The sequence below is a fragment of the Frigidibacter albus genome (assembly GCF_009908165.1).
GTDB lineage: Bacteria > Pseudomonadota > Alphaproteobacteria > Rhodobacterales > Rhodobacteraceae > Frigidibacter > Frigidibacter albus.
The window spans coordinates 485,488-510,314 of sequence record NZ_JAAAUC010000001.1 but is presented as its reverse complement, the minus strand read 5'-3'; the positions used below and the strand labels follow the sequence as shown (position 1 = coordinate 510,314).

Annotated in this window: 22 protein-coding genes; 14 read left to right on the top strand and 8 right to left on the bottom strand. The window is 69.4% G+C overall.

The window, feature by feature from the left end; all coding sequences use genetic code 11:
- Positions 1–9 precede the first annotated feature (9 nt).
- A complete protein-coding gene (locus GVY41_RS02290; protein ID WP_161342966.1) occupies positions 10–360 on the bottom strand; it encodes a hypothetical protein in 351 nt (116 codons plus the stop codon).
- 217 nt (positions 361–577) lie between these two features.
- Between GVY41_RS02290 and GVY41_RS02285 the strand changes: the two genes are divergently transcribed.
- Positions 578–1,561, top strand: a complete 984-nt coding sequence (locus GVY41_RS02285; RefSeq protein WP_161342964.1) for a glutathione S-transferase family protein — start codon at positions 578–580, stop codon at positions 1,559–1,561.
- A 14-nt stretch (positions 1,562–1,575) separates the two neighbouring features.
- On the opposite strand, the gene GVY41_RS02280 is transcribed toward GVY41_RS02285, so the two are convergent.
- Positions 1,576–1,938: a helix-turn-helix domain-containing protein gene (locus GVY41_RS02280; protein ID WP_161342962.1), complete on the bottom strand. Its 363-nt coding sequence runs from the start codon at positions 1,936–1,938 to the stop codon at positions 1,576–1,578.
- A 199-nt stretch (positions 1,939–2,137) separates the two neighbouring features.
- Between GVY41_RS02280 and GVY41_RS02275 the strand changes: the two genes are divergently transcribed.
- Together GVY41_RS02275 and GVY41_RS02270 are read left to right on the top strand one after the other, a co-directional pair.
- Positions 2,138–3,307 (top strand): lytic murein transglycosylase, encoded by a 1,170-nt coding sequence (locus GVY41_RS02275; protein ID WP_161342960.1) that lies wholly within the window; start codon positions 2,138–2,140, stop codon positions 3,305–3,307.
- The gene (locus GVY41_RS02270) at positions 3,304–3,867 is read left to right on the top strand and encodes an MOSC domain-containing protein (protein ID WP_229725885.1); all 564 of its coding nucleotides are present in this window, start codon (positions 3,304–3,306) and stop codon (positions 3,865–3,867) included. Before GVY41_RS02275 ends, GVY41_RS02270 begins: the two co-directional genes overlap by 4 nt.
- On the opposite strand, the gene smc is transcribed toward GVY41_RS02270, so the two are convergent.
- Positions 3,868–7,323, bottom strand: a complete 3,456-nt coding sequence (gene smc / locus GVY41_RS02265) for a chromosome segregation protein SMC (RefSeq protein WP_161342958.1) — start codon at positions 7,321–7,323, stop codon at positions 3,868–3,870.
- 123 nt (positions 7,324–7,446) lie between these two features.
- Here smc and GVY41_RS02260 point away from each other — a divergent pair, with 123 nt between their 5' ends.
- From GVY41_RS02260 to GVY41_RS02250, 3 genes are all read left to right on the top strand, one after another.
- Positions 7,447–7,899, top strand: coding sequence for a GNAT family N-acetyltransferase (locus GVY41_RS02260; RefSeq protein WP_161342956.1), 453 nt, complete (start codon positions 7,447–7,449; stop codon positions 7,897–7,899).
- 68 nt (positions 7,900–7,967) lie between these two features.
- On the top strand, positions 7,968–8,327 hold the full coding sequence (locus GVY41_RS02255) for a CidA/LrgA family protein (RefSeq protein ID WP_161342954.1): 360 nt from the start codon (positions 7,968–7,970) through the stop codon (positions 8,325–8,327).
- Positions 8,324–9,040 (top strand): LrgB family protein, encoded by a 717-nt coding sequence (locus GVY41_RS02250; RefSeq protein WP_161342952.1) that lies wholly within the window; start codon positions 8,324–8,326, stop codon positions 9,038–9,040. The genes GVY41_RS02255 and GVY41_RS02250 overlap by 4 nt, the downstream gene beginning before the upstream one ends.
- On the opposite strand, the gene GVY41_RS02245 is transcribed toward GVY41_RS02250, so the two are convergent.
- Together GVY41_RS02245 and GVY41_RS02240 are read right to left on the bottom strand one after the other, a co-directional pair.
- Positions 9,037–10,722 (bottom strand): thiamine pyrophosphate-binding protein, encoded by a 1,686-nt coding sequence (locus tag GVY41_RS02245; protein ID WP_161343132.1) that lies wholly within the window; start codon positions 10,720–10,722, stop codon positions 9,037–9,039. The two genes, GVY41_RS02250 and GVY41_RS02245, sit on opposite strands and share 4 nt — an antisense overlap.
- Before the next feature lie 270 nt (positions 10,723–10,992).
- Positions 10,993–12,045: an NAD(P)/FAD-dependent oxidoreductase gene (locus tag GVY41_RS02240; RefSeq protein WP_161342950.1), complete on the bottom strand. Its 1,053-nt coding sequence runs from the start codon at positions 12,043–12,045 to the stop codon at positions 10,993–10,995.
- 51 nt (positions 12,046–12,096) lie between these two features.
- On the opposite strand from GVY41_RS02240, the gene mnmC2 reads away from it, so the two are divergent.
- Positions 12,097–12,810: a tRNA (5-methylaminomethyl-2-thiouridine)(34)-methyltransferase MnmC2 gene (mnmC2, locus tag GVY41_RS02235; protein WP_161342948.1), complete on the top strand. Its 714-nt coding sequence runs from the start codon at positions 12,097–12,099 to the stop codon at positions 12,808–12,810.
- Entirely contained in the window at positions 12,807–13,682 is an 876-nt protein-coding gene (locus tag GVY41_RS02230; RefSeq protein WP_161342946.1) for a DMT family transporter, read from the top strand. Before mnmC2 ends, GVY41_RS02230 begins: the two co-directional genes overlap by 4 nt.
- A gap of 3 nt (positions 13,683–13,685) precedes the next feature.
- Here GVY41_RS02230 and GVY41_RS02225 read toward each other — a convergent pair whose 3' ends face one another.
- On the bottom strand, positions 13,686–15,776 hold the full coding sequence (locus tag GVY41_RS02225) for a lytic transglycosylase domain-containing protein (protein WP_229725886.1): 2,091 nt from the start codon (positions 15,774–15,776) through the stop codon (positions 13,686–13,688).
- A 159-nt stretch (positions 15,777–15,935) separates the two neighbouring features.
- Here GVY41_RS02225 and dapA point away from each other — a divergent pair, with 159 nt between their 5' ends.
- The 5 genes from dapA (at position 15,936) to GVY41_RS02200 (ending at position 20,178) form a co-directional block, all read left to right on the top strand.
- Complete coding sequence (gene dapA / locus GVY41_RS02220) at positions 15,936–16,808, top strand: 4-hydroxy-tetrahydrodipicolinate synthase (protein ID WP_161342944.1); 873 nt, start codon at positions 15,936–15,938, stop codon at positions 16,806–16,808.
- 150 nt (positions 16,809–16,958) lie between these two features.
- Entirely contained in the window at positions 16,959–17,435 is a 477-nt protein-coding gene (gene smpB / locus GVY41_RS02215) for an SsrA-binding protein SmpB (protein ID WP_161342942.1), read from the top strand.
- Entirely contained in the window at positions 17,432–18,061 is a 630-nt protein-coding gene (locus GVY41_RS02210) for a glutathione S-transferase family protein (RefSeq protein ID WP_161342940.1), read from the top strand. Before smpB ends, GVY41_RS02210 begins: the two co-directional genes overlap by 4 nt.
- Before the next feature lie 82 nt (positions 18,062–18,143).
- Complete coding sequence (gene sseA, locus GVY41_RS02205) at positions 18,144–18,989, top strand: 3-mercaptopyruvate sulfurtransferase (protein WP_161342938.1); 846 nt, start codon at positions 18,144–18,146, stop codon at positions 18,987–18,989.
- Positions 18,990–18,993: 4 nt separating this feature from the next.
- Entirely contained in the window at positions 18,994–20,178 is a 1,185-nt protein-coding gene (locus GVY41_RS02200) for an amino acid aminotransferase (RefSeq protein WP_161342936.1), read from the top strand.
- Positions 20,179–20,479: 301 nt separating this feature from the next.
- On the opposite strand, the gene GVY41_RS02195 is transcribed toward GVY41_RS02200, so the two are convergent.
- Positions 20,480–21,850, bottom strand: coding sequence for an ammonium transporter (locus tag GVY41_RS02195; protein ID WP_161342934.1), 1,371 nt, complete (start codon positions 21,848–21,850; stop codon positions 20,480–20,482).
- A 27-nt stretch (positions 21,851–21,877) separates the two neighbouring features.
- Positions 21,878–22,216 carry a P-II family nitrogen regulator gene (locus GVY41_RS02190; RefSeq protein WP_161342932.1) on the bottom strand — a complete coding sequence of 113 codons (339 nt, stop codon included), beginning with the start codon at positions 22,214–22,216 and terminating at the stop codon, positions 21,878–21,880.
- A 338-nt stretch (positions 22,217–22,554) separates the two neighbouring features.
- On the opposite strand from GVY41_RS02190, the gene GVY41_RS02185 reads away from it, so the two are divergent.
- Complete coding sequence (locus tag GVY41_RS02185) at positions 22,555–24,816, top strand: transglycosylase domain-containing protein (protein ID WP_161342923.1); 2,262 nt, start codon at positions 22,555–22,557, stop codon at positions 24,814–24,816.
- Positions 24,817–24,827 lie beyond the last annotated feature (11 nt).

Below are 24,827 nucleotides of genomic sequence, written 5' to 3'. Positions count from 1 at the left end.
CGCGGCGAGCTACGCCCGCGGCAGATAGCCCACCGGCGCCGACTCGTCCCGCACGAAATCCAGCGGCGCGCGGTCGGTGACGGGGGTGGCGCTTTTCACCAGGCAGATCAGCTCGCCCTCCTCCACCGCCGAGGCGACGATCAGGCATTGCATCAGGTGCCGGGACCCGTCGTAGAGATCGACCAGTCCGCGCAGATGCGAGACCTGCGCGGCATCCAGCGCAAAGCCGCCCGGCCATTGCCGCAGCACCCGCCACAGATCGTCCCCCGCCTGCACCCGCAGCCGGGATGTCCGCTTCTGGCTGCGCCGGCGCGCCTCGTCCAGTCCGGCGCGGATGTCTTGGGGCAGATCTTCGATCATCACGTTTCTCCCTGCCGAGCAGCATGGCGCGATGCTGGCAAATATCAAGTTAACCAAACTGCCCGGCCCGTGCATGTTGCAGCGCCGTCACGCAAAACCCCGCAACCGGCACCAGGGTTCCCGCCCGGGCTGTGCGCTTGCGCAAGGGCGCTGCGCGGTGGCCCGCGTACCGAAAGGCGCCATTTTCCCCTATGTTGGCGGCAACAAGGAGGATCCCATGGGTCAACTCATCGACGGAAAATGGTCTTCGGAATGGTATGACACCGCCAAGACCGGCGGGGCGTTCCAGCGCTCGACATCAGGCTTTCGCAACTGGATCACGCCCGATGGCTCAGCGGGGCCAAGTGGCGAGGGCGGCTTTGCCGCCGAAGCCGGGCGCTATCACCTCTACGTCTCCTATGCCTGCCCCTGGGCGCATCGCACGCTGATCTTCCGCGCCTTGAAGGGGCTGGAGCCGCTGATCGGTGTTTCGGTCGTGCATCCCGACATGCTGGGCGATGGCTGGACCTTCAGCAAAGATTTCCCCGGAGCAACCGGCGACCAGCTTTTCGGCCTGCCGTTCCTGCGCGACCTCTACACCCACGCGGTGCCGGACATCTCGGGCCGCGTCACGGTGCCGGTGCTGTGGGACAAGGCGCAGGGCAAGATCGTGTCCAATGAAAGCGCCGAAATCATCCGCATGTTCAATTCGGCCTTCGACGGGCTGACCGGCAACACCGATGACTACTGGCCCGAACCCCTGCGCGCCGAGATCGAAGAGGTGAATGCCCGGATCTACGACACCGTGAACAACGGCGTCTACAAGGCCGGTTTCGCCACCGCGCAGGAACCCTATGACAAGGCGGTCCATGCCCTGTTCGACAGCCTCGACTGGCTGGAAGAGCGGCTTTCCGGCCAGCGCTACCTGCTGGGCTCCACGTTGACCGAGGCGGACTGGCGGCTGTTCACCACGCTGGTGCGCTTCGATCCGGTCTATCACCTGCACTTCAAGTGCAACCGGCGGCGGCTGATCGACTATCCGAACCTCTGGGCCTATACGCGCGACCTCTACCAGGTGCCGGGCGTGGCCGGAACGGTGCGCCCCGACCATTACGTGCGCCACTACCATTACAGCCACGACACCATCAATCCCAACCGGATCATTCCGATCAACCCGGTGCTGGATTTCGACGCCCCGCATGGACGCGAGCGGCTTGGCTGAGCGAGGGGTGGGGGTCAGGCCGCGCGGCCGTGATGCTCCACCACCGCCGCCAGATCCGAGGGCGGCATCCGCGCCGGCAGGAAGGCGCAGGCATTGGGCATGTGCTGGAAGATGGACCCGTCGGAAAATACCGCGTCCCGGGTGACCGAGACCACCTTGGCACCGGGGCGGCGGTAGCTGGCATAGTCCGCCACCGCCATCGCGCTGCCCTCGGCCAGCCCGAGGTCCAGCACAATCACCCTCACATCATCGCGTTCCAGCACCGCCACGGCCGCATCCTGACCGGCGACCAGATCGACCTTGCGGCAGACCTCCTGCAAATGCTGCTGCCAGACCAGTCCAAGTTGCGGGTCGCTGACGACGATCAGAACATGCATCACGTGCTCCAGCGGGTGCGCGCGATGCACCCGATAAGATTCGCTCTATTTCCGTATAAGGGTGTCATCTTTGATAAACGCAGTTCCGGCAAGCGCGGCCGTGAGGATATCCACAGCAATCTGCGGGGCCGTGCCCTTGCCCGGTTGCCCTGCCCATTCCCGAGGCTAGAGTCATGAGAATTCCCCAAGGAGTGACCTCATGCCCCTGCGCCCCTTCCTCGCGACGCTGGCCCTGCTGGCTGCCAGTCCCGCGGCGGCCAGTTGCGGCGGCCCGTTCCGCGCGTTCGTCACGGGGCTGAAGGCCGAGGCGATGGAGATGGGCCACCCCGCCGCCACGGTGGATGGCTTCTTTGCCTCGGTGCGCGAAGACCCCGCGGTGATCCGCGCCGACCGCGCGCAGGGGGTGTTCCGCAAGGATTTCATCGAGTTTTCCCGCGCCGTCATCAGCCAGGACCGCATGACCCGCGGCACCGCCAATGCCGCGAAATACGACACGCTCTTTACCCGGATCGAGGCAGAGTATGGCGTGCCGCGCGGCGTGCTGCTGGCCTTCTGGGCGCTGGAGACCGACTTTGGCGCGGTGCAGGGCGATTTCAACACCGCCAACGCGCTGGTGACGCTGGCGCATGACTGCCGGCGGCCCGACCTCTTCCGCCCCCATATCTTCGCCGCCATCGAGCTTTACGCCCGCGGCGACTTCGACCCGGCCACCGGCACCGGTGCCTGGGCGGGCGAGATCGGGCAGGTGCAGATGCTGCCCGGCGACATTCTGGAAAACGGCGTCGATGGCGATGGCGATGGCCATGTGCGGCTGAAGACCTCGGCCGCCGATGCGCTGATGTCGGGGGGCAAGATGCTGCAGCATCTGGGCTGGCGACCCGGCGAGCCCTGGCTGCAAGAGGTGGTGGTGCCCGAGGGGCTCGACTGGTCGCGCACGGGCCTGCATACGGAATTGCCGGTGACGGAGTGGGCGGAGCTTGGCGTGCAGGCCCGAAATGGCGATCTGGCCACGGGGCTCACAGGATCGGTGCTGCTGCCGATGGGGCGCAACGGGCCCGCCTTCATGGCCTACCCGAACTTCCGGGTGTATTTCGAATGGAACCAGAGCTTTGTCTATGTCACCACCGCCGCCTACTTCGCCACGCGGCTGGACGGCGCGGCGGTGTATGACCCAGGAACTCCCGATCCGGGCCTCACGCTGGAGCAGATGAAGATGCTGCAAGAACGGCTGGCCGCCCGCGGCCATGATGTCGGCAAGATCGACGGCATCCTTGGCGCCCTGACCCGGGCGGCCACGCAGAAGGAACAGGCCCGGCTCGGCCTGCCCGCCGATGCCTGGCCGACCCCCGCCCTACTGGCCGCGCTGTGACCCCCGTCACCCGTGCCGAGTTGGACGCAGCCCTGCCGCATGTGCTGGCCGCGCCGCAGGACGGCGCCGAGATCCTGCAACTGTGCTTCCGTCCCGGCTATGGCCAGCGCCTGCATCCGCCGATGCTGCGGCTGACCCGGGCGCAGGGCATCCTTGACGCCGTTGGCAATTCCGAACGCTGGACAGTCGCGCCGTGGATGCGGCTGGAGGATGGCAGCCCAGACCCGCGCATCCAGGTCTCGATCCTGCCGGTCCGGGTGATGGACCTTGTCCGGCGCGACCGCGCCGGCACCCCGCATCCCGGCGATACGATGATCGCCGATCTGGACACGGCCGAGGCGAATATCCCCACCGGCAGCCTGCTGCGCGCCGGAACGGCGGTGCTGCGCGTCTCGGATGTGTTCAACGACGCCTGCGTGAAATGGAAGGTCCGCTACGGGACCGAGGCAAAGGACTGGATCACCGCCCCCGGCCACACTCCCCTGCGCCTGCGCGGCCTGCTGTGCGAAGTTGTGGAGGATGGCGAGGTGCGCCCGGGCGACCTGCTGCAAAAAGCGTAGTCACGCCACCAGCGCCTCGGCCCGTTTCAGATCGACGCTGACCAGCTGGCTGACGCCCTGCTCGGCCATCGTCACCCCGAACAGCCGGTCCATCCGGCTCATCGTCACCGCATGGTGGGTGATGATCAGGAACCGGGTTTCGGTACGGCGGGTCATCTCGTCCAGCAGGTCGCAGAAGCGGGTGACGTTGGCATCGTCGAGCGGCGCATCCACCTCGTCCAGCACACAGATCGGCGCGGGGTTGGCCAGGAACACCGCAAAGATCAGCGCCATCGCGGTCAGCGTCTGCTCGCCCCCCGACAGCAGCGACAGGGTGGACAGCTTCTTGCCCGGCGGCTGGCACATGATCTCGAGGCCCGCATCCAGCGGGTCATCGGATTCGACCAGCACCAGCTTGGCCTCGCCGCCGCCGAAGAGGTGCGTGAACAGGGTGCGGAAGCTGTCATTCACCTGTTCGAACGCGGTCAGCAGCCGCTCGCGCCCCTCTCGGTTGAGGCTGGCGATGCCAGCGCGCAGCTTGCGGATCGCCTCTTCGAGGTCGAACTTCTCGCGCGCCAGCGTGTCATGCTCGTCTTGCACCTCGCGGGCATCTTCCTCGGCGCGCAGGTTCACCGCGCCAAGCGCCTCGCGTTGGCGGCGCAGGCGGGCGACATCCGCCTCCAGCACATCGGCGGCGGGCATTGTCTCGGGATCGGCCCCAAGGCTGTCCAGCAGCTCCAGCGGCAGCTGCTCGGTCTCCTCGAAGATGCGGGTGGCGGCGTGGGCGACGGTCTCGCGCGCCGCCTCGGTGCGGGCCTCGGCGCGGGCGCGGCCCTCGCGGGCCTCGCTGCCCAGCCGTTCCGCCTCGCGCTCGGCCCCCTGCACCGTGCGCAGCGCGGCCTCGGCCACGGCCAGCGCTTCGGCAGCGCGGGCCCGGCGCGCCTCGGCGGCTTCGATGGCCTCCGACAGTTCCTCATGCTTGGCCGCGATCTCCTCGGGCGCGGCGCCAGCCTCGTCCAGCTCCTCGGCGGTTTCCGCCCGGCGCGCGGCCAGTTCGGCGCTGCGCTTTTCCGCCGTGTCCAGCCGCAGCCGCCAGCCCGAGATTTCCTTGGTGATCTCCTGCCGGCGCCGGGTCCGGGCCTCACCCTCGCGGCGGGTCTCGTCATGCGCGGCGCGGCGGGCCATCATCATCATCCGCGCCGCTTCCACCGTCTGCTTCACGTCCTCGACCGCCGCCCGCGCCGTCTCCAGCTCCGGCAGATCCTCCATCGCGGCGCCGGCATCCTCCAGCCGGATCTGCGCTTCCTCGGCCTCTTCCTCATGGCGGGCGCGGGCGATGCGGGCGCTTTCCAGCTTTCCCGCAGCGATGGAGCGGTCGGCCTCGGCCCGGCTTTGCGCGCGGCTCGTCTCGGCCACCCGGCGGTCGGCATCGCGGCGGGCCTCGCGCGCCTCCTGATCGGCGCGGGTTGCGGCGGCCAGCCGCGCGGTCAGCACCTCGAACGCCTGCCGCGCGCCTTCGGCCCGGGCCGCCACATCCTCCAGATCGCGCTTCAGCTCCACCAGCCGGTTCAACTGCCGTAGCCGCAGCGCGGCGGCCGAGGGCGCATCTTCGGCCGCCGCGCGGAACCCGTCCCACCGCCACAGATCGCCCTCGAGGCTGACCAGCCGCTGCCCCGGCAACAGCGCGGCCTGCATCGCCGCGCCCGAAGCCCGATCCACCAGCCCGATCTGCCCGATCCGCCGCAGCAGCGCCTCCGGCACCGTCACGAACTCCGCCAGAGCCACCGCGCCTGTGGGCAGCGCCTGCGCCGCATCATAGCCCGGCAGCAGCGCCCAGCCAGAGCCCGCGCCCGCCTCCACCACCGGCGCGCGCAGGTCATCGGCCAGCGCCGCGCCAAGGGCCGCCTCGTATCCCGGCTGCACCCGCACCCGGTCCAGCAGCTGCGTGCCCGCCCGGCTCTCACGGTCCACCAGCCGGGCGAGCCCCGCCACTTCCGCGCGCAGGGCATTCGCCTCGCCCGCCGCCTCGGAATGCTGGGCGCGGGCCGCGGCCTCGCGGGTCTGCACCTCGGCGCGGGCAGTCTCGGCGGCGATCAGCGCCTCCTCCGAGGCCTCGGCGATCTCGGCCGCCTCGGTCTGGGCGGCCTCCGCCTCGGCAAACGCCTCGGCGGCGCGGTCCTGTGCCGCGCTGGCCTCGGCCTCGGAGCGGCGGGCAGCTTCAGCAGAGTCCAGCGCCTTGGCCAGTCCCGCACGCGCATCCGACAGCAGCCGCTGCGCCGACTGGTGCCGCGCCGACAGCCGGGCCACATCCTCGGTCAGCTGCGACAGCGCCTCCTCACGGTCCGCCAGCACCGCGGCGGCCTCCTTCGCGGCGTCCAGCGCCTCGGCCAGCCGCTCATCCTGCCCCTCGGCGGCCTTCAGGATCTGGGCCTGCTCCCAGTCGAGCCGGGCGATCGTCTCGCCAGCATCCCGGTTCAGCCCGGCCTCGCGTTCGGCATCGCGGTCGATCTGCTGGAGCCGCCCCGCCAGCGTCTCGATCAGCGCCCGCGCCCGGTCCTGCTGGTCGCGCAGCGCCTCGCGCTGCACCGTCAGCCGTTGCAGCACCGCCCCCGCGATCGCCTCTTCCTCGCGCAGCGGCGGCAGCGCATCCTCGCGCGCCTGCCGTTCCTTGGCGGCGGCGCGGGCGGCGGCCTCGGCCTGCGCGGCAAGGCGCACCCGCTGCGCCAGATCCTCCTCGGCCGCCGCGCGCGCCTGATCCGCCTCGCGCCAGCGACGATAGAGCAGCGTCCCCTCTGCCTTGCGCAGCTCCTCGCCAATCTCGCGGTAACGCGCCGCCTGCCGCGCCTGCCGGGCCAGCGTCGTCAGCTGCGCCGCCAGCTGCTCCACCACATCGCCGACGCGGCTCAGGTTCTGCTCGGCCCCGCTCAGCCGCAGTTCCGCCTCGTGCCGCCGCTGGTAGAGGCCCGAGATGCCGGCCGCCTCCTCCAGAATCCGCCGCCGGTTCTTGGGGCGCGCGTTGATCAGCTCCGCGATCTGCCCCTGCCGCACCAGCGCGGGCGATTGCGCCCCGGTCGAGGCATCGGCGAACAGCATCTGCACATCGCGGGCGCGCACATCCTTGACGTTGACCTTGTAGGCGCTGCCGGCATCTCGGGTGATCCGCCGCACGATCTCCAGCGTGTCGGCATCGTTGAAGCCCGAGGGGGCCAGCCGTTCGGAATTGTCCAGCGTCAGAACGACTTCCGCGAAGTTCCTCGCGCTGCGGGTGGCGGCGCCGGCGAAGATCACATCCTCCATCCCCTCACCGCGCATCGAGCTGGGACGGGTCTCGCCCATCACCCAGCGCAACGCCTCCAAGAGGTTGGACTTGCCGCAGCCGTTCGGGCCGACGACGCCGGTCAGCCCATCGTGGATGACCAGATCGGTCGGGTCCACGAAGCTTTTGAAGCCATTGAGTCGCAGGCGGGTGAAGCGCAAGGTGGGGTCCGATTCCGGGGGGTGCCGTTGATCGGTCATGGTCGGGCGAAGCGCGGCGGGAGTCAATCGCTGCCACCTGATATGGCGGATCGGCACTGGAGTATCCCAAGATTTGGGGGCGCAATGCGACAACTGGGCAGTGATGACGACTTCCGCGAGGTGCTGGCGCTGATCCGCAGCGCCTTTGCCTATATGCAGGGGCGGATCGACCCGCCCTCCTCGATGAAGCGGCTGACCGTGGCCGATCTGGCCCGCGCCGCGGCGATGGGCGAGGTCTGGGTTGCCGGCGATCCGATCCTCGGCTGCGTGGTGCTGACGCCAGCCGCGGACGCGCTGCACCTTGGCAAGCTCGCGGTGGCCGATGCGGCACGCGGCACCGGCCTCGGGCGTGCGCTGGTGGCGCGCGCCGAAGCCAGCGCCCGGGCGCGCGGCCTGCCCGCGGTGCAGCTGCAATGCCGGGTGGAGCTGACCGCGCTGCACGGCTTCTACCGTGCGCTTGGCTATGTCGAGGTGGGGCGCAGCGCGCATCCGGGCTTCGACCGACCCACAAGCGTGACCTTCCGCAAGCAGGTCTGACCCGCACCGTATTGCCTGCCCCTTGCCGCCACGGCATGAAGGGGCATCACCCACCCGGAGGCCCCGCCATGATCCCCGCCCTCGTCATCCTCCTTGGGTTCCAACTAGCGGGCGAGGTTGCCAGCCGCGCCCTTGGCCTGCCGCTGCCCGGCCCGGTGCTGGGGATGGTGGCGCTGGTCATCGCCTTAAGCCTTTGGCCGGCACTGGTGGAGGTGGTGCGCCCGGTCGCGCAGGGGTTGCTGGCGCATCTGTCGCTGCTGTTCGTGCCCGCCGGCGTCGGCGTCGTCGCCCATCTTCCGGTGCTGGCCGCCGAGGGGCCGGCGATTGCGGTGGCGCTGGTGGGCTCCACGGTGCTGGCCATTGCCGTGGGCGCGCTCGCCTTTGCGGGTGTCGCGCGGCTGACCGGCAACACCGAGGGCGAGCCATGACGGATCCCGCGCTGATCTGGAGCTATCTGGCACAAGGCCCGCTGCTGTGGCTGACAGTGACGCTGCTGGCCTATTGGGCCGGGGATGCCGCCTCGCGCGCGGCGGGGCGGCGACCGCTGGTCAATCCGGTGCTGGTGGCGGTGATCCTGCTGGCGGCGGTGCTGGGGGCGACGGGCACGCCCTATGCCACCTATTTCGAGGGCGCGCAGTTCGTGCATTTCATGCTGGGCCCGGCGACGGTGGCGCTGGCCCTGCCGCTTTATGCCAATCTGGCGCGGGTGCGGCGGGCCATGCTGCCGATGCTGGCGGGGCTGTTGGCCGGGTCGGTCACCGCCGTCCTCTCGGCCCTTGCCATCGCCCGGGCGCTTGGAGTTGACGGTTCCGTCCTGGCCTCGCTGGCACCGAAATCGGCCACCGCTCCCGTCGCCATCGGCATTTCGGAACGGCTTGGCGGGCAGCCGACGCTGACCGCCGTTCTGGTGCTGCTGACCGGCGTCATCGGCGCCATCGTGGCGACGCCCCTCCTCAACGCACTCGGCATCCGCGACTGGCGGGCGCGGGGCTTTGCCACGGGCGTTGCCGCCCATGGCATCGGCACCGCCCGCGCATTTCAGGTGCATGAGACGGCAGGCGCCTTCGCCGGCATCGGCATGGGCCTCAACGCGGTGCTGACCGCGTTGATCGCCCCCGCGATCCTGCGGCTGTTCCTTTAGCGCTTCTCCGCCCGGATCTCAGTCAGCGTCGCCCCGGCCGACAGCGCCTCGGGGTCCATCCTGAGCTCGATCACCGCCAGCGTGCCAGAGGCGCGGGCGCGGGCGAAAGCCTCGGGGAAATCCTCACCCCGCTCCACCACCTCGCCATGCCCGCCATAGGCGCGGGCGAGTGCGGCGAAGTCGGGGTTGGCGAGCACCGTGCCCGAGACACGTTCAGGATAGTGCCGCTCCTGATGCATCCGGATCGTGCCATACTGGCCGTTGTTGGCGACCACCACGATGGGCGCGGATCCGTGCTGCACAGCGGTCGACATCTCGTTCAGCGTCATCTGGAAGCAACCATCCCCGGCCATGCACACCACCGTCCGCCCCGGATAGCGCACCCCGGCGGCGACCGCGGCGGGGAAACCATAGCCCATGCTGCCCGAGGTCGGTGCCAGCTGCGTCCCATGCTGCTTGAAGCGGAAATAGCGATGCAGGAAGGCGGCGTAGTTGCCCGCGCCATTGGTCAGGATCGCGTCCTCGGGCAGGTTGGCCGACAGCCAGCCGACCACAGCCTCCATCTTCACCGCGCCGGGGGTTTCACGCGGCTGCTGCCAGCGGTCGTAGTCCAGCCGGGCAGCCGTCGTCCAGTCGGCCCACCGGGCCGGGGCCCCTTCGGGCGCAGGCGCGGCGGCGAGGGCCGCGACCATGTCGGTGGCGGGGGCAATGATGCCCAGATCCGGGCGATAGACCCGTCCGAGTTCCGAGGCATCGGGATAGACATGCACGATGGTCTTGCCCGGCGCGGCGGGGTCCATCAGCTCATAGCCGCGGGTCAGGCTGTCACCGATGCGCGCGCCCAGAACCAGGATGCAATCGGCCGCCTGCAGACGTGCCCCCAGCCGCGGGTTCATGCCGATGCCGAGGTCGCCCGCATAATGCGCGTCGCGGTTGTCGATATGGCCCTGCCGACGGAACGGCACCGCAACGGGCACGCCCCAGGCGGTGGCAAAGCGGGCCAGATCGGCGGCAGCCTGGGTGCTCCAGGCAGTGCCGCCGGCGATGACCAGCGGCCGTTCGGCCTTCGCCAGCATCTCGGTCACCGCGGCAAGTTCCGCCGAGCTGACACTGGCGGGCACCGGCGCCGGGGCGGCGATGTCCGGCACATCGGCCAGCGCCGTCAGCATGTCCTCGGGCAGCGACAGCACCACCGGGCCGGGGCGGCCCGAGGTGGCAATGTGGAACGCCCGGCTCAGGTATTCGGGGATCCGCGCGGTGCTGTCGATTTCGGCCACCCACTTCGCCAGCGGGCCGAACATCGCGCGGTAATCCACCTCCTGAAACGCCTCGCGATCGCGGTGGCCGCGGTCGATCTGGCCGATGAACAGGATCATCGGCGTCGAATCCTGCCGCGCGACATGCACCCCGGCCGAGGCATTGGTGGCGCCCGGCCCGCGGGTGACAAAGCAGATGCCCGGCAGGCCGCGGCCCCCGCCAGCATTCATGTCTGCGGCATTCATCTTGCCATCGGCCTCGGCCATCATCGCCGCGCCGCCCTCTTGCCGGCAGACAATGTTGCGGATGCCCGAATCGTGCAGCCCGTCCAGCACCGCAAGGAAGCTCTCGCCGGGGACAGAGAATACCCTGGCCACGCCCTGAAGCTTCAGCTGATCCACCAGGATCTGTCCGCCATGCCGCATTGCCATCGCCTGCTCCTTCTTGCGCTTGCCGCAGTTTGGGGCGGACCTTGCCTCTGTCGGTGACGCTGCGCAAGGCCCCGGCAGCCCTCAACCTGCACTGTCAGAGGGCGGCGCCCGTCCGCCGGGTGGGCGAGCTACGTTCGTTCTAGGCACTTTATGGTGCGGCTGACTTCCACCGTTGTTCTGCGCGGAACGGTGGGAGCGCCCGCCCGGGGGGGCGGACGGGCGCTGCCCGGCGGCGCCAAGGCGCCTTGAATCCGGGCAAAAGGTCTAGAGGCTATCTTCCACCCGAAAGCCGTCCGGCACCCCGTCGCGCCCCTCCAGCACCAGATCGGCCATCACCTCCGCCACCTTCGGCGCGATGCCGAAGCCGATCTTGAAGCCGCCATTGGCGACGAAATGCCCCGGCCGCCCCGGCCACTCCCCCAGCATCGGCGCGCGGGTTCGGGTGCGGGGACGGGCACCGGCCCACCGCTCCAGCACCGGCGCCTCTGCCAGCGCCGCGCAGAGCGCGCGGGCCTTGGCGATCAGCGCCTCCAGCTGCGCGTCCACGCTGTCCGCCGCGTCGAACTCGCGCTCCGAGGTCGATCCGATGGCGACGCTGCCATCGGCATGGGGGACGATATGCAGCGATTCAGCGAAGATCTGCGGCAGGGCGCGCACGTCCAGCGCCGGGCGCAGCAGCGCCGACTGGCCCTTGACCGCCCCGCCGACGTTGCGCCCCAGATCGGCAGAGAGCGCCGCCAACCCGGCCGCGCCCGTGGCCCAGACCTGCAGGCCCTCGGGTTCGGCCCCGCCCCCCTCCACGATCTCACCGCCTCGCGCGCGGATTGCCGCCGCCAGCGCCGCCGCCGCCCGCCGCGGTGCCATCCGCGCCGTCAGCGTGTCCTGCACCACGAAGCCCGATCCGGCAGCCGGCGACCAGCCATCGGCCTCGGCCGGGATCACCCGCCATTCCGCCCGGCCCTGCCACAGCGCCTCGGCACCCTTGGCGCGGGCGCGGGCCAGATCCACCGCCGCCGCATCCGCCAGCGGCTGCAGCCGTCCGGTGCGGGCATAGCCGGGATCGCAGCCTCCCGCCGCCGCGACCTCGGCCCAGAAGCGCTCGGCCATCAGCAGCGCCTCCAGCTGGAAGGCCTTCTTCGGGTTCCATTGTTCGGGCACATGCGGGGCCAGCGCGCCGACGAGGCCCCCGGACGATCCCGCCCCGATCCGCGCCGCCTCGATCACCCGCACCTGCGCCCCGCGCCGGGTGCATTCCCAAGCGGTCGCCAGCCCGAAGATCCCCGCGCCATGCACCGTCACATCTGCCTGACCTGCCATTGAACTTCCGCCACCTCTTCGTCAGGATCGCCGCGAACAGGACTAGGGCAGATGACCGTCAAGAACCAGAGCAGCGGCGTGCAATGGCGGGACGGTCTTGTTCCGGTGTCCGAGCGCTTCGACGACCCGTATTTCAGCCTTGGCAACGGGCTGGCGGAAACCCGGCATGTGTTTCTGGCCGGCAACGGGCTGCCCGCCCGCTTCACCCCCGGCTTCCGCATTGCCGAGCTTGGCTTCGGCACCGGGCTGAACCTGATGGCGACGCTGATCGCCCACCAGGGCCAGCACGGCCCGTTGCACTACACCAGCTTCGAGGCCTTCCCCCTGCCCGCCGCCGACATCGCCCGCGCCCTCGATGCCTTCCCCGAGGCGCGGGCAGTGGCGGACCCGTTCCTTGCGGCCTGGGCGTCGGGCCACAGGCGCTTCGACCTCGGCAGCATCTGCGTCACCATCCTCATCGGCGACGCGCGCACCGCCCTGCCCGCGTGGGAAAGCCAGGCCGACGCCTGGTTCCTCGACGGCTTCTCCCCCGCCAAGAACCCCGAGCTGTGGGGCGAGCCGCTGATGGCCGAGGTTGCCCGCCACACTGCGCCGGGCGGCACCTTTGCCACCTATACCGCTGCCGGGTTCGTGCGCCGGGGCCTCGAGGCGGCGGGCTTTGCGGTTGAACGTCGCCCGGGCCACGGCCATAAGCGGCACATGAGCGTGGGCGTGCTGCGCCCCCCGATTTTTGCGCTCCCAGAATCCCCCCGCGAGGCGACATGACCGATCAGAACACCCGCCTTGGCATCTGGCTGATGATCGGCGCCGCCTTCGTGTTTTCGGTGCAGGACGGGATCTCGCGTCACCTTGCCGCCGAATACAACATCTACATGGTGGTGATGATCCGCTACTGGTTCTTCGCCGCCTTCGTGATGGCGGTGGCAGCCCGGGCGCCGGGCGGCCTGCGCGCCGCGGTCCGCACCGCCCATCCCCGCGTGCAGGTCTTCCGCGGGCTTCTGCTGGCGGCCGAGGTCTGCATCATGGTGCAGGCCTTCATCACCCTGGGTCTGGTGGAAAGTCACGCCGTCTTCACCTGCTACCCGCTGCTGGTGGCGGCGCTGTCGGGCCCGGTGCTGGGGGAAAAGGTCGGCTGGCGGCGCTGGACGGCGATCGGCATCGGCTTTGCCGGGATGCTGGTGATCCTGCAGCCCGGGGTGGCGGTGTTCTCGCCGCTCGCGCTGATCCCGTTGCTGGCGGCGTTCATGTTCGCGCTCTACGGCCTTCTGACCCGCTATGTCTCGCGCAACGATGCCGCCTCGGTCAGCTTCTTCTGGACGGGGGTGTCCGGCGCCGTGGTGATGACGCTGGTCGGCGTTTGGTTCTGGGAGCCGATGACGATGGCCGACTGGGTCTGGATGGCCTGCCTGTGCATCATGGGATCAGCCGGGCATTGGCTGCTGATCCGCGCCTATGAGGTGGCCGAGGCCAGCGCGATCCAGCCCTTCGCCTATCTGCAGCTGGTGTTCGTGACCCTGCTGGGGCTGACGCTGTTCGGCGAGACGCTGCGGGCGAACGTCGCCATCGGCGCGGTCATCGTGGTGGGGGCGGGCCTGTTCACCCTGTGGCGCGCCCGCAAGAAGGGCGCGGCAGTCTGACCGCTACTGCCCCGTCAGGTCCTTGGTGATCTGGATCGGCCCCGCCTCGCCCGTCAGCCGCGCGCGGTAGATCGGCAGGCTCTCGGCCACCCGCATCACGTAGTTCTGCGTCTCGGTGAACGGGATCGCCTCGATCCAGTCGATGACATCGACCGCGCCCGTGCGCGGGTCGCCCAGATCACGGACCCACTGCCGCGGGCGGCCCGGCCCGGCATTGTAGCCGGCGGCGACCAGCGCCGTGGCAGGGCCGAACTCCTCGGTCAGTTGCGCGAGGTAAGCCGCCCCCAGCGAGGCGTTGTAGCGCCAGTCCGAGGTCAGCCGCCCGGCCGCATAGGGCTGGCCGGTGGCGGTCGCCATCATCTTCGCCGTGCCCGGCATCACCTGCATCAGGCCAAGCGCCCCGGCATGGCTGATCACGTCGATGTCGAACTCGCTTTCCCGCCGGGCAATCGACAGCGCCAGTTCCGGCGCCACCGGCAGGTCCATCTGTTCCAGCCCGTTCAGCGGGAAGTAGGCGGCGGGCAGCACCAGCCCCTGTGCGGCGGCGGCCTTGGCGACCATCAGCGCCAGGTGCGGCCGCTGCTGGCGCAGGGCGTGACCCGCCAGCCGTTGCAAGTCCTCGGGGGCGAGGCTTTCCGCCAGATGCAGCAAGAACCGCTCGCCCAGATCGCCCTCGCCCGCGGCATAGAGCAGCTCGGCCGCCTCGAAGACAGAGGTGGCGGCGAAGGCGGCGCCGTCCAGCGGCGGATACTCCTCGCGCCCCGCAAGGGCCGGGTCCAGCGGCAGGCCCAGCCGTTCGGCGGCCATCAGCCCGTAGAAGCCGGTCTGGTATTCAGCGGCGAAGGCATAGGCGGCGCGGGCCTCTTCGTCGCGGCCGAGTTCGTCATAGGCGCGGCCCTGCCAGTATCCGGCGCGGCCAAGGCTGATCGGGCTCGCCACCGCATCGCGGAAGCGGGCGAAATGGGTCAGGGCGGTGCCCGGGTCATCCAGCTTGCGCAGCGCGATGTAGCCTGCAAGCCATTCCAGATCGGCGTAGCTGCTGCCGCTCGTCAGATGGTGGGTGGAGGCGATGCGGTAGGCCCGGGCCGGATCGCCCACCCGCATCTCGCGCCGCGCCAGCGTCGCGCGCCAGCTGGCCCAGCCTTGCGGCGCGCCAAGCGCCTCGGCGCTGGTCGAGCGTTCCAGCAGCAGGTCCGACGCCTCGTCATAAAGATCGCGCGAGATGCGCCAGCGGAAGCGGTCCTTCGCCAACCCCGGCGAGGCGGCCATATGCTCTGGCACCGCCGCGATCAGGGTATCCACGCCCGGGGTCCGGGCCTGCAGCGCAATGCGCGCCTCTGCCACGGCGCGGGTGCCGGGGGTGACCAGCGGCAGCATCCGCCGCGCTTCGGCGAGGCGGCCCGCGTCCAGCGCCACCGCCAGCCGCCCGCCATGATGCTCGGCCAGCGCAGGCCCGGCACGGGCCAGCAGCGCCGCCTGCTCGTCTTCGGTGAGCGCCAGATCGCGCCAGGCCCGCACCGCCTCTGCCTCGGCCTCAGATGCGCGGCCCGCCCCGGTCAGCGCCGCCATCAGCGCGAGGCTGCCGGTGCCGGTCTGCGGCGCGCCGGCCGCGAAAAAGGCAAGGACACCCTCGGCCGACTCGCCCTCCAGAATCACCGCCTCGGCGCGCTTGCGCAGCAGCGGCAGGCCGGGCCAGTCGGGGCGGCGCTCCAGAAATGCGACAAACTCCGCGAAGGTGGCATTGCCGCTGACCGCGCGCAGCCGCTGCCATTCGACGATGTCCGACGAGATCGGCCCCGCCAGCCGCGCCTGCCCCATCGCCACCGGCCAATCGCCCCGCGCCGCGGAGATCAGCGCCTGCCCGAGCGCGGCGGGATCCTCGGCAGAACGCGTGACTTCCAGCACCAGCGCCGGGGATGGGGGCGCCGCGGGCGGGGGCGAGGCCGCGCGGGCGGGGGCTTGACTGCCTTCTCGCGGGGCGGCTGGCGGCGCGGCGTCCTGCGCCTGCGCCGCCCCCTGAACTCCGGGCACGGCAAGGCCAAGCGACAGGGTCGCGGCAAGGACATGGCTGCGGGTCAGGGCGGTGCGGATCATCTGGACTTCGGCTGCTGCTTCTTGGTTTGGCACAATCCTACCGGCAGCGCCGCCAGCCACAACACACAAACTTGGCAAGTGCGCGGCAGATCGCTAGGTTCCGCCGCGATCACCCGGCCGAGTCAGCAAGTGCCCCGGCCCAACCATATGGAGCGTGTCATGTTCAAAGGGTCCATCCCTGCCCTGGTCACGCCGTTGAAGAACGGCGCAGTGGACTATGACACGCTGAAGAAGCTGGTCGAATGGCATATCGCCGAAGGCTCCAGCGGCCTTGTGCCGGTGGGCACGACCGGCGAGTCGCCTACCCTGACCCATGAGGAACATGGCGCGGTGATCGAGGCGGTGGTGGAGGCCGCAGCCGGCCGCATTCCGGTGATCGCCGGGGCCGGGTCCAATGCCACGGCCGAGGGCATCGGCCTGATCCGGCACGCCGAGGCGGTGGGCGCCGATGCCGCGCTGGTGGTGACGCCCTATTACAACAAGCCCACGCAGCGCGGGCTGATCGCGCATTTCACCGCGATGCACGATGCCAGCGCGCTGCCGATCATCATCTACAACATCCCCGGCCGGTCGGTGGTGGACATGTCGCCCGAAACGATGGGAGAGCTGGCCAGGCTGCCGCGCATCGTTGGCGTCAAGGACGCGACCGGCAAGCTGGAGCGGGTGAGCCAGCAGCGCATCACCTGCGGGCCGGAGTTCATCCAGCTGTCGGGCGAGGACGCGACGGCGCTTGGCTTCAACGCCCATGGCGGGGTCGGCTGCATCTCCGTCACCGCCAACGTGGCGCCGCGGCTTTGTGCCGAGTTCCAGGCGGCGACGCTGGCCGGGGACTATGCGCTCGCGCTGGAGTATCAGGACCGCCTGATGCCGCTGCATGAGGCGATCTTCCTCGAGCCAGGGCTGGTGGGCGCGAAATACGCGCTGTCGAAGCTGGGCCTGTGCAGCGAGGAGGTTCGGCTGCCGCTGACCGGATTGCTGGACGCGACGCGGGCGCGGATCGATGCTGCGATGCGCCATGCGGGGCTGATCTGACGAACCGAAGGGCGGGGGGCCAGCCCCCCGCACCCCCCGGCCGGGGAGGGGCGCGCCCCTCCCCGGCACCCCTCTGCGGATATTTGGGCCAGCAAGAAGCCGGAAGGGGCACTGGACAGGGAAGCTGCCAGCCCCTATCTCGGGCCGATCATGGCCGTACAGCACGATCCCAATTCCAAAGTCATCGCCGAGAACCGCCGCGCGCGGTTCGATTATGCCATCGAGAGCGATCTCGAGGCCGGGATCATGCTGCTTGGCTCCGAGGTGAAATCGCTGCGCAAGGGCCAGTCGAACATCGCCGAGAGCTATGCCAGCGTCGAGGGCGGCGAGCTGTGGCTGATCAACAGCTATATCGCGCCCTATTCGCAGGCCGGCGTCTTCGGGCATGAGGAGCGGCGGCGGCGCAAGCTGCTGGTCAGCCGCAAGGAGCTGTCGCGGCTGTGGCAGGCCGTCGGGCGCGAGGGGATGACCCTTGTGCCGCTGGTCATGTATTTCAATGACAAGGGCATGGCCAAGCTGAAGATCGGCGTCGCCAAGGGCAAGAAGCTGGCCGACAAGCGCGCCACCGAGGCCAAGCGCGACTGGGACCGGCAGAAATCCCGGATCATGAAGCAGGGGCATCAGTGATCCGGCTGACCGGATATCGCTACAGCATCTACACAAGGATCGCCCGGCTGGCGCTGATCGAAAAGGGCGTGGCGCATGACCTGGCCGAGGCTGATCCCTTCGCCGATCCTCCCCCTGCCGCTCTGCTCGCTCTGAACCCGTTCGGCCGGGTGCCGGTGCTGCAGCATGACGGCTTCACGCTCTACGAGACCGCCGCAATCCTGCGCTATGTCGATGCCGCCTTTCCGGGCCCGGCGCTGGTGCCGGCGGATCCGCGCGCCGCGGCGCGGATGGCGCAGGTGATCGGCATTGCCGATGCCCATGGCTACTGGCCGCTGGTGCGGCAAGTCTATGCGCATCTGGTGTTCCGGCCGTTTGAGGGCCTCGCGCCCGACCCGGCCGAAGTTGCGGCGGGCCTTGCCACTGCCGGGCCGGTGCTGGATGCGCTGGAGGCCATTGCCGCCGAGGCGCTGCAACTGGCGGGCGGGCCGCTGTCGCTGGCCGATCTGCATCTGGCGCCGATGATCGCGGCCTTTGCCTCTGCGCCCGAGGGAGCGGCGCTGCTGGCCGCAAGGCCGGTGCTGGCACTCTGGTGGCAGCAGATGGCACATCGGCCAAGCATGATCGCCACCCGCACCGGGCGCTGACAGCCCCCTCCCCGCTTGCCCGGCAAGGCCTGCCGCGATAGACGGGAACGGATTTCAGACCACCTGACGGGAAGGGCAAGCCATGGACGATCCGAAGACTCTGGTATCCACCGACTGGCTCGACGCGCATCTGCGCGATCCCGATCTGCGCATCCTCGATGCCTCGTGGTATCTGCCGGCAATGGCCCGCGATGCGAAGGCCGAGTTCGACGAAGGCCATATCCCCGGCGCGCGCTTCTTCGACATCGACGAGATCGCAGACCAGCGCTCGGAGCTGCCGCACATGTTCCCCCCGGTGGAGAAGTTCATGAGCCGGATGCGCGCGATGGGCATCGGCGACGGGCATCAGGTGGTGATCTATGACGGCGCCGGCATCTTCTCGGCGCCGCGCGTGTGGTGGACCTTCCGGCTGATGGGCAAGATGGATGTCGCGGTGCTGGATGGCGGGCTGCCGAAATGGCGGGCCGAGGGCCGGATGATCGAGGATCTGCCGCCCTTCGTGCGCGACCGGCACATGACCGTGCAGCGGCAGGCGCAGCTGGTGAAGGATGTGACGCAAGTCGCCGCTTCCTCGAAGCTGGGCGATTGGGAAATCATCGACGCCCGCAGCGAAGGCCGCTTCCGCGGCGAGGAGCCGGAACCGCGGGCCGGGCTGCGGCAGGGGCATATCCCCAATTCGAAGAACCTGCCCTTCGGACGGCTTCTGAATGCCGATGGCACGATGAAGGCGCCCGAGGCGCTGAAGGCGGAGTTCGTGGCGGCGGGCGTCGATCTGCAGAAACCGGCGGTCACCTCTTGCGGATCGGGCATCTCCGCCGCGATCCTCAACCTGGCGCTGGAACGGATCGGGCACCGCGACCACGCGCTTTATGACGGCTCCTGGGCCGAATGGGGCATGTATGGCGACCTTCGGGTGGCGAAAGGATAAGCGGATGCTGGCGAACCTCAAACCGCAGGCAGCGGACAAGATCCTGGCGCTGATGGGCCAGTTCAAGGCCGATGACCGCGCCGGCAAGATCGACCTGGGCGTCGGCGTCTACAAGGATGCGAGCGGCCTGACGCCGGTGATGCGCGCGGTGAAATCGGCCGAACAGCTGCTGTGGCAGGCCGAAACCACCAAGACCTATGTGGCGCTGGCCGGGGACCCCGCCTTTGGCGCGGCGATGGCCGGTCTGATCCTGGGGCCGGACTACCCGGGCGCGCGGCTGGCTGCGGCGGCCACCGTCGGCGGCACCGGCGCGATCCGGCAGGCGCTGGAGCTGATCCGGCTGGCGAACCCGGAGGCCACCGTCTGGCTGTCGGACCCGACCTGGCCGAACCATCCCTCGATCATCTCCTATCTGGGGATGAAGCAGGCCACCTACCGCTATTTCGACGCCGAGACCCGCGGTGTCGCCTTTGCCGCGATGATCGAGGATCTGGGCCGTGTCGCCCCCGGCGATGTGGTGCTGCTGCATGGCTGCTGCCACAACCCGACCGGCGCCAACCTGACCCTGCCGGAATGGGCCGAGGTTGCGGCGGTGCTGGAGCGGACCGGGGCAATCCCGCTGATCGACCTTGCCTATCAGGGCTTTGGCGACGGGCTGGAGGCGGATGCCGCCGGCACGCGGCTGATCGCGGAGGCCCTGCCCGAAGTGCTCATCGCCGCCTCCTGCAGCAAGAACTTCGGCATCTACCGCGAACGCACCGGGGTACTGCTGGCGCTGGCACCGGATACGGGCGTGCGCGACCTGACGCAAGGCACGCTCGCCTTCCTCAACCGGCAGAACTACAGCTTCCCGCCCGACCATGGCGCGCGGCTGGTGACGATGATCCTGGGCGACCCGGCGCTGCGGGCGGAGTGGGAGAGCGAACTGGAAGAGGTGCGCCAGACGATGCTGCGCCTGCGCGAGGATCTGGCGCGGGAATTGCGGGACCGCTCCGGTTCCGACCGCTTCGGGTTCTTGGCGCAGCACAGGGGCATGTTCTCGCGCCTTGGGGCAACGCCCGAACAGGTGGAACGGCTGCGGGCCGAGCATGGCATCTACATGGTCAGCGACAGCCGCCTGAACATCGCCGGGCTGAACGCCAGGACGGTGCCGGTGCTGGCGCAGGCGATTCTGGACTGCGGGATCTGAGTTAGCGAAACCTTCTATGCCCGGAACACGGCGCCTTGGCGCCGCCGGGCAGCGCCCGTCCGCCCCCTCGGGCGGGCGCTTTGCAACGCCAGCCCCTAGAAATTCTGGGGGGTATGCCGCACCATAAAGTGCCTAGAACCGCTGTTGCTCGCCCACCCGGCGGACGGGCGCTGCCCTCTGACATGTCCCCCGACACACGAAAAAAGGCGGGGCCGAAGCCCCGCCTTCAGGAAGCGCGCAGCGGGAGGAGGTGCCGCGCGGGAGTGTCTGGCCGGCCCGGCACAAGGCCGGGCCCGCGCGATCAGCTGTGATAGGCGCTTTCGCCATGCGAGGTCTGGTCCAGACCCCGACGCTCGTCATCCGCGGTGACCCGCAGGCCGCCGGTGAGCATCTTGGTGATGTAGAGCAGGATCAGCGAGCCGACGCCGCTCCAGACGATGGTGATCGCCACGCCCTTGATCTGCGCCATGACCTGCGAGCCCATGGTGCCGGCTTCGGTGATGAAGCCGGTGCCGCCCAGCGATTCCGCCGCCAGGATGCCGGTGCCGATGGCGCCGACGATGCCGCCGATGCCGTGGATGCCGAACACGTCGAGGCTGTCGTCATAGCCGAACTTGTTCTTCACGACCGCCACGAAGAAGTAGCACGCGCCCGAGGCAACGAACCCGAGGACCATCGCGCCCATCGGGCCGGTGGTGCCGCAGGCGGGGGTGATGGCGACGAGGCCAGCCACCAGACCCGAGGCCGCGCCAAGGCCGGAAGCCTTGCCGCGCGACATGACCTCGATCAGGCACCAGGCCAGGATCGCGGCAGCCGTGGCGAGGAAGGTGTTCAGCACGGCCAGCGTCGCGCCGGCAGTCGCTTCCAGGTTGGAGCCGGCGTTGAAGCCGAACCAGCCAACCCACAGCATCCCGGCGCCGACCATGGTCAGCGTCATCGAATGCGGGGCCATCATGTCCTTGCCAAGGCCAAGACGCGGGCCGACGACGATCGCCGCGACCAGCGCCGCGACACCGGCGTTGATGTGAACCACGGTGCCGCCGGCAAAGTCGATGGCGCCCATGTTGAAGATCAGGCCAGCCGCATCCCAGACCATGTGCGCGACCGGGAAGTACACGAAGGTCGCCCAAAGCGCCGAGAACACCAGCACCGCCGAGAACTTGATCCGCTCGGCGAAGGCGCCGATGATCAGCACCGGGGTGATGGCCGCAAAGGTCATCTGGAACGCGATGAAGATGTATTCCGGCAGCACGATGCCGTCCGAGAAGGTGGCGGCCGTGCTGTCCAGCGTCACGCCCGACAGGAACATCTTCGCAGTGCCGCCCCAGAACGGCGAGGTGCCGCCACCGAAGGCGAACGAGTAGCCGTAGATGACCCAGATCACCATCATCAGCGCCGCAACCACCACCGACTGCATCAGCACCGACAGCATGTTCTTGGTGCGCACCAGGCCGCCGTAGAACAGCGCAAGTCCCGGCACCGTCATGAACAGCACCAGCACCGACGAGGTGATCATCCAGGCCACGTCGCCCTTTTCGATGATCGGGGCGGCTTCGGTCACTGCCTCCGCCACGGCTTCCGCGGCGGGGGCCGCGTCCTGCGCGAAGGCAGGCAGGGCCGCCGACAGCGCCATCAGCGCCGCGAGCCCCGAGAGTTTCTTGAAGTTCGACATCTTGTTACTTCCCCTGTTCCCTGGCTCTCAGAGCGCGTCGTCGTTGATTTCGCCGGTGCGGACGCGCACGGCCTGTGCCACGTCGAGCACGAAGATCTTGCCGTCGCCGATCTTGTCGGTCTTGGCGGTCTTCTGGATCGTGTCGACGACCTGATCGGCCAGGGCATCGCTGACCACGATCTCCAGCTTGACCTTCGGCACGAAGTTCACGGCATACTCGGCGCCGCGGTAAATCTCGGTGTGACCGGATTGCGAGCCGAAGCCCTTGACCTCGGTCACCATCATGCCGCGCACGCCGATGGCGGTGAGCGCTTCGCGCACCTCCTCGAGCTTGAACGGCTTGATGGCTGCGATGATGAGTTTCACGTTCGTTATCCCTTCCTTTGGCAGCGCCTCGTCGGGAGGCGCCAAGGCCAACCCACGGCCGCAGAAGGCCGCTTTCACGCCCGCGTTACAAGGAATCGCGCAGCCTGCGCAGGGTGCGACACAGGCGTATTTGCACAAAATTTGCACAATCCATGCGAAGTGATGAAACTTTGCGCGGCACACAAACCGAATCGTGAAGGCAAACCGCTCCACAACCGGGCGCGCTGCCTGTATTGTCCGGGACAAAGAAACGACAGCCGGGCACTGCCCGGACTCGCACCAATGAAGGCCGGGCTCTTGCCCGCGCGTGGCAGCAGTATCGGGCAGGTGGGCGCAAGATGACGGGATCGGGCGGGAAAAAGCCACCATTGGTGGCAGACCGGCGTTATGGCGCGGTGCGCGGCACCGCCAAGAAGCCGGCTGCCAAGCCCGCGGCCAAGGCACCAGCCAAGCCGGCGGCGCAAAGCGCGCGCACCCGCGCCCCGGCGCGGCGGCGGTCCTCGAACCCCATCGTGCGACTCATCGGCGGGCTGTTCCGCGGCATCTGGCGGACGATCTGGGGAATCGGCTGGCGCGTCACCGCCCTGGTGGCGGCGGGCCTCGGCATCGTCACCTGGTACCTCTATACCCAGCTTCCCCCGGTGGACTCGCTGCTCGACGCCCGCGCCCGCGGGTCCGTCACCATGCTCGACAATTCCGATCAGGTGTTTGCCTGGCGGGGCGAGACCTTCGGCGGGCAGGTCACCTCGGATACCGTGTCCGAGCATCTGCGCAACGCGGTGATCGCCACCGAGGACAAGCGCTTCTACCAGCATTTCGGGCTCAGCCCGCGCGGCATCGCCAGCGCCATCCGCATCAACCTGTCCGAAGGACGCGGCGCGCTGGAGGGCAATGGTGGGTCCACCATCACCCAGCAGGTCGCCAAGCTCCTGTGCCTCGGCGTGCCCTACGATGCCAGCCAGTGGGAGTCGGAGGCCGCCTATGAGGCTGACTGCCGCGCCTCATCCGTCTGGCGCAAGCTCAAGGAAGTACCGTTCTCGATGGCGATGGAGGCCAAGTACGGCAAGGCCGACGTCCTGACCATCTACCTCAACCGCGCCTATCTGGGCGCCGGCGCCCGCGGCTTCGAGGCTGCGGCGCAGCGCTATTTCGGCAAGTCGGCCGCGAACGTCACCCCGGCCGAGGCGGCGATGCTGGCGGGCCTTCTGAAGGCGCCCTCGCGCTATGCCCCCACCGCGAACCTGCAACGCTCGCAGGAACGCGCCAACCTGATCATCGGGCTGATGGAGGATCAGGGCTACCTGACCAAGGCCGAGGCCGATGACGCACGCGCCAACCCCGCCCGCCTGTCCGAGGCGGCCGCGCAGCAGGCCGGCGGCTATTTCGCCGACTGGATCATGGAATCGGGCCCCGACTTCCTGACCCGCGACACCACCGAGGACGTGATCATCCGCACCACGCTGGACAAACGCCTGCAGGCCGCGGCCGAAGGTGCGCTGGCCTATGTGTTCGAGACCAAGCTCAAGGAAGGCTCCAAGGCGCAGGCGGCCATCGTGGTGATGTCCGCCGACGGCGCGGTGCGGGCGATGGTCGGCGGGCGCAACACCGCCGCCGCTGGCAGCTTCAACCGCGCGACGCAGGCCAAGCGGCAGACCGGGTCGACCTTCAAGCCCTTCGTCTATGCCGCCGCGCTTGAGATGGGCTACCCGCCAAGCTCGACCGTGATGGACGAGCCGCTGACGATCAACATCCCGGGCTCCGGCCCCTGGTCGCCGCAGAACTACGAAAAGGGCAAGTATCGCGGCCAGATCGACCTGCTGACCGCACTGGCGCAGTCGGTCAACACCTCGACCGTGCGCATTCAGGAAGCCGTGGGCCGCGACCTCGTGCGCAAGATCGCCACCGATCTCGGCTTTGCCCATGACCTTGCCGACGGGCCGGCGCTGGCGCTTGGCGCCTCGGAATCGACGCTGATCGAGATGACCGGCGCCTATGCCGGCTTCCTGAACGGCGGCACCGCGGTCAAGCCCTACGGCATCCTCGAGCTGCGCCTGAAGGGCGACGAGGTGCCGCTGATGGGCCAGGACGGCGGCTTTGGCCAGCGGGTGATCTCGGAAACCGCGGCCCGGCAGCTGGTCTACATGATGAGCCAGGTGATCGACCGCGGCACCGGCGGGCGCGCCAATCTGGGCGACCGTCCGGCAGCGGGCAAGACCGGCACCACCTCGGCCGCGCGCGATGCCTGGTTCATCGGCTTCACCGCCGATTATGTCGCCGGCGTCTGGATGGGCTATGACGACAACACCCCGCTGTCGGGCGTGACCGGCGGCGGCCTGCCGGCCGAGATCTGGCGCGAGGTGATGGTGCGGGTGCATGAGGGCCTGCCGGTCCACGAACTGCCGATGGACCTGCCGACCGAGGCCTATGGCCAGGCCCCCGACACCCCCGCCCCCGACCAGCAACCCGTGCCAGGCGCCGAATGGCAGGCCCAGACAGCCCCGCTGCCGCAGCAGCAACCCCAGCCGCAGCGCCAGCGCGAGCCCGATGTGGCAGAGCAGATCCTGATGGAAGTGCTGGGCGGGATTCTGGGGCGGAACTGAGGGGTAGCGCC